We start from the raw sequence: 3,967 nt of genomic DNA, 5'->3' as shown, positions 1-3,967 counted from the left end.
AGCAGTTTGAGCTTGTGTATTGCCGCTATTCAGCAATAAGAAAATTAATGCTATGAAGCCGAATGTCTGGATGTTCATGCTCCTTTAATACTTGTTGAAGAGTTTCTCTTGTCTCGGAACTCAGGAAGTTATTGCTAGGCATTGACTTTTTATAAAGATGGTTATATTGTATTATACAATATGCGTTTTAAATGCACAACAGCTTAGTCGTTTCACTCTCGAACATCGAATCAACAAGTGTGGTTCGATGGTAAGAGGGTGGAGAAATTACCATAGATTCTGTGATATGAGTCAACACAACCTGTGGTCACTGCGCTATTGGTTATGGAAATTCATTCGGAAACAAGGAAGATACAACCGTTATCAAACCAATAAGGTTATAAAAAGAGCAATTCCTGCCGTTAGTTGGTCAGCCTGCAAGTTTGTTATTGTCAAGGGAGATAAATCACCCTATGATGGCGATTTTGTTTACTGGTCAAAACGAGAGAATGCTCACTACGATGGGATAACGGCACGACTTCTCAAGAAACAGAATCACAGATGTACAGAATGTAATCTATCGTTCAGTTCAGGTGATATTGCAGAATTACACCATATCGACGGCAACCATGACAATTGGAAACCTATAAATTTGGAAGTTCTACATCGTGAATGTCACCAGCATCAGACCGTTCATGGTCAGGTGAGAGTCCGAACAGCGGGTTAAACCCGACTTATTAGGTGTCAGACTAGGAGCCGGATGCAGTGAAAGCTGCACGTCCGCGTTCTGAAGGAGAGGTGTCCTGTGGTAACACAGGCATCGACTCTAATTAACTGAGAGGTGCCGGGGATAATACCCCGCATCGACTCAACCTACTTCCAAATCGAATTTTTTTTCATTAGATCCAATTCCTGTCTACGGAAATATTGGATCTCAGAATGTCACATTTAGCGGTTCGCGAATTAAGAGAGGATTGTACAAAACATCGTGTGGTAGATTGATTAATGCCGATGTTAATGGGTCTTATAATATCTTAAGAAAAGCAATCCCAAATGCTTTTAGCGATGGGATAGAGAGCTGCGTAGCTCAGCCGAGGCGGGTTAATCCGCTCAAAGTGAAAGGGAAACGGGAGGGACTGGATGCCTCCCACGTCATGTCATAGATGACTATACTTTTACCAGCTATCTGACGACCTAACAGCACGCAACTAAACAAGTAAAAAATAAAAAGTATCTCTTCTCAACCTGACTTTATGAGCAAAGTTCTAGTTATATTGGGCGAATTGAGCGATCGCGACATCGATTGGATGCTCGCCAACGGCAGTCGCACCACAGTCCCCCCCGGCACCACCCTCATCGTCGAAGGTCAACCCTTAGACGCGCTGTACATAGTTCTGGATGGAACTTTGAGCGTTGCTGTATCATCTTTGGGCGACAAAGAAATTGGAAAAATCATCTGTGGCGAAGTCTTGGGCGAAATGTCTTTTGTAGACGGGAGGCTTCCTTCTGCTAGCGTCACGGCAATTGATGAATGCCTCATCCTGTCAATTCCGAGGCGGCTGCTAACTGAAAAACTAGAGCAAGACGTGCTGTTTTCCCTGCGGTTTTATCGGGCTATTACTAAATTTCTGTCGTCGAGACTGCGGGGTACAGTCAAACGCTTCGGCGAAGATACTGATTATTTAATATATCAAGACCCCCACGACGATCGCGCGATCGGGCAAAATGTCGAAAATCCTGATTTGGCTCAATCTAGATTTGAATGGCTGTTGCAGCGTTTGAAGGCGACTTGAAGTCAGTTGACAGTTGACAGTTGACAGTTGACAGTTGATAGTCATTAATTAGTTAACAACTAACAGTCATTAGTCATCAGTCATTAGTCAGCAGTCAGTAGTCATTAGTTAGTTGCTACAAATTCTCTTCGGATCGATGCCCGATGCCCGATGCCCAATTCCCAATTCCAGATGCCAAATTAAAAAACATATTTTTCGGCAACGCGCCAGTAGCGGGAAAAACGCTTCAAATCAATGTAGCCATCGTAGCGGACAAAGGGCTCGGATGGCAAAACTTCTACTGGGAACTCGATCGTAATTTCCCGGCAAATATCCTCAAACCGAGGGCTGGGACTTTCCGCTGTAACTACTTGATTCGCACCGGATTCGATCGCAAAAGCGATAACTTCGGCAGCGACATCGCCGCGCCGAATAACTACCGGCAACTCTAGCAAACATTCATAAATAAACACCATTCGCTTGAGACTTAACTGCCATTCATCGATCAGTGCATCGTCCCAAACCCAGATTGCTGGTGCTTCTGGGTGAGCTTGAAAAGCTGGGCCTTGTGGACTCAAACAGTCGCCGTGCAGCCAAATAATCGGATTGTTCATAAATTGGTAATTAGGGCTTGCTGAAAAAGTCAGAAAACAGCATTTAGAAAGATGAGTGAATTTGAGAGTGCCTCGACAATATAAGTTTTCTCAATATTGTTCTGGCTAGATATAGCTTTTGCCAATCATTTAAGCCAAAAAACATCCCCAAAGGTTTTTATTATGAAATAGACCGAAAAAAAGCCAAAAAGCCTGCCGTAGCAGGGCAGAAAGATTCATCACCAGAAAAGTTATTGCGATGCTTGTTTCAGAAGTATTATTAAGTTTAGTCATCACTCTACCGAGGCTGAATCTTCTTTTAGCTTCTCCAAATTTCCCCTCAATTAAGTTACGAATTCTTTCGTCTGATTGAGCTTGTTTTTTTAGTGATTTGCTCAGATTTTTGGGAGGTCTTCCTCCTAGACGAACACCGCTCATTCTAATGCCGAGTTCTTGGCACCAAACGCTATTTTCTTTGGTTCGATATATCTGATCTACATGAATTGATTCAGGATAAAATCCGGTAAATTGTTTAAAGGCTTCTACTTGTCTTTTAAGGTCTCCTGATTCGTTGAAGTTATCCCAACTAATTCGGTCTAAAAATACGTAACCCTGGAGACAACTGGCTGACAGTTTGTAAGGATTCAGGTAAAAATAGTTTCGCTCCCGAGCCGAAAAATATGGTAATGTAGTCAGATGAGCGAAAAGTCAGAGTTATCAGCAGCACTAACATTAGAAATGGTTGACCAGTTGAGTCGTGAGGAACTGGTCAAAATTGTGCTCACCCAACAGAAGCTGATAGAAAAACTGCAAGAAGAGCTCGAAAAGCTCAAAGAGAGACAGCCCAGTAATAGTAAAACATCATCAAGACCACCATCGAGCGATCTGATCCAGAAACCAGAGACACCCAAAGCTGACAACTCAAAAGAGTCAGAAGACAAGCCAAAGCGCAAACCAGGAGGGCAACCAGGACATATCGGGAAAACCCGAAAAGGATTTGGACGAGTAGATAGATATCAAATCAGCACCCCTTCTTCTTGCGAGCATTGTGGTAGCACTGAATTAAGTGATGCGATCGGTTATAGCAAGCAGCAAGTAGCGTGTTTAGTTACCAGACCAATTGAAGTAGTGGAATATCAACGAGTCAAATGTCAATGCAATGAATGCGGAGCAATGGTGATTGGACCAGTCTCACCGGGCATAGTTCCAGGACAAGATTTAAGCATTGACCTACAAGCATCCGCAGAGCTGGTTGGGTAATTATGGGCATATGTCCTATGAAAAACAACAAGAGTTCCTGCGGGAACTAGGTGGAATTGAAATAGGGCTGGGTACTTTACAAGCAACAAATGCGCGGGTAGCTGATGCTGTAAAGCCAGCCGTTGAAGAACTCTGGAAATGGGCACCACTACAATCCAACGTCCATGTCGATGAAACTCCATGGTGTGTCAAGGGAGTCAAAGAATGGTTGTGGACAGCCACAGGTCAAAAGTTTTGGGGAGCATAACACTTACGCAATGAGTATAAATACTCACAAATACTATGCCCCTCATTAGTCCATAATTAAATATGTTTACCACTCTTGAAAAATCATGAATCCAGAGAAACAAAGAAAGCTGCAAG

The 3,967-nt window shown here is 43.1% G+C and carries 3 protein-coding genes and 3 pseudogenes; 4 read left to right on the top strand and 2 right to left on the bottom strand.

What is annotated here, in order from left to right:
* Positions 1 to 157: 157 nt before the first annotated feature.
* The 3 genes and pseudogenes from QZW82_RS32400 (at position 158) to QZW82_RS32105 (ending at position 1,772) form a co-directional block, all read left to right on the top strand.
* A complete protein-coding gene (locus QZW82_RS32400) occupies positions 158 to 706 on the top strand; it encodes a group II intron maturase-specific domain-containing protein (protein ID WP_366665118.1) in 549 nt (182 codons plus the stop codon).
* Between the two features lie 148 nt (positions 707 to 854).
* Positions 855 to 1,142 (top strand): annotated as a pseudogene (locus QZW82_RS32395) (RNA-guided endonuclease TnpB family protein); the annotation flags it as partial.
* Between the two features lie 90 nt (positions 1,143 to 1,232).
* Positions 1,233 to 1,772 (top strand): cyclic nucleotide-binding domain-containing protein, encoded by a 540-nt coding sequence (locus tag QZW82_RS32105; RefSeq protein ID WP_293158432.1) that lies wholly within the window; start codon positions 1,233 to 1,235, stop codon positions 1,770 to 1,772.
* A 179-nt stretch (positions 1,773 to 1,951) separates the two neighbouring features.
* Here QZW82_RS32105 and QZW82_RS32100 read toward each other — a convergent pair whose 3' ends face one another.
* Positions 1,952 to 2,365, bottom strand: a complete 414-nt coding sequence (locus tag QZW82_RS32100) for a hypothetical protein (protein ID WP_293158429.1) — start codon at positions 2,363 to 2,365, stop codon at positions 1,952 to 1,954.
* A gap of 125 nt (positions 2,366 to 2,490) precedes the next feature.
* Positions 2,491 to 2,980, bottom strand: a pseudogene (locus QZW82_RS32095) (transposase); the annotation flags it as partial.
* A gap of 60 nt (positions 2,981 to 3,040) precedes the next feature.
* On the opposite strand from QZW82_RS32095, the pseudogene QZW82_RS32090 reads away from it, so the two are divergent.
* Positions 3,041 to 3,818, top strand: a pseudogene (locus QZW82_RS32090) (DUF6444 domain-containing protein); the annotation flags it as partial.
* Positions 3,819 to 3,967: the final 149 nt, after the last annotated feature.

The sequence above is a fragment of the Microcoleus sp. bin48.metabat.b7b8b9.023 genome (assembly GCF_013299185.1).
GTDB lineage: Bacteria > Cyanobacteriota > Cyanobacteriia > Cyanobacteriales > Microcoleaceae > Microcoleus.
This window is presented reverse-complemented; position numbering and strand designations above follow the sequence as displayed.

Excerpts from the sequence above, each read along its gene's own strand:
- QZW82_RS32400 (WP_366665118.1), top strand. The coding sequence starts at position 158 with ATGGTTATATTGTATTATACAATATGCGTTTTAAATGCACAACAGCTT.
- QZW82_RS32105 (WP_293158432.1), top strand. The coding sequence starts at position 1,233 with ATGAGCAAAGTTCTAGTTATATTGGGCGAATTGAGCGATCGCGACATC.
- QZW82_RS32100 (WP_293158429.1), bottom strand. The coding sequence starts at position 2,365 with ATGAACAATCCGATTATTTGGCTGCACGGCGACTGTTTGAGTCCACAA.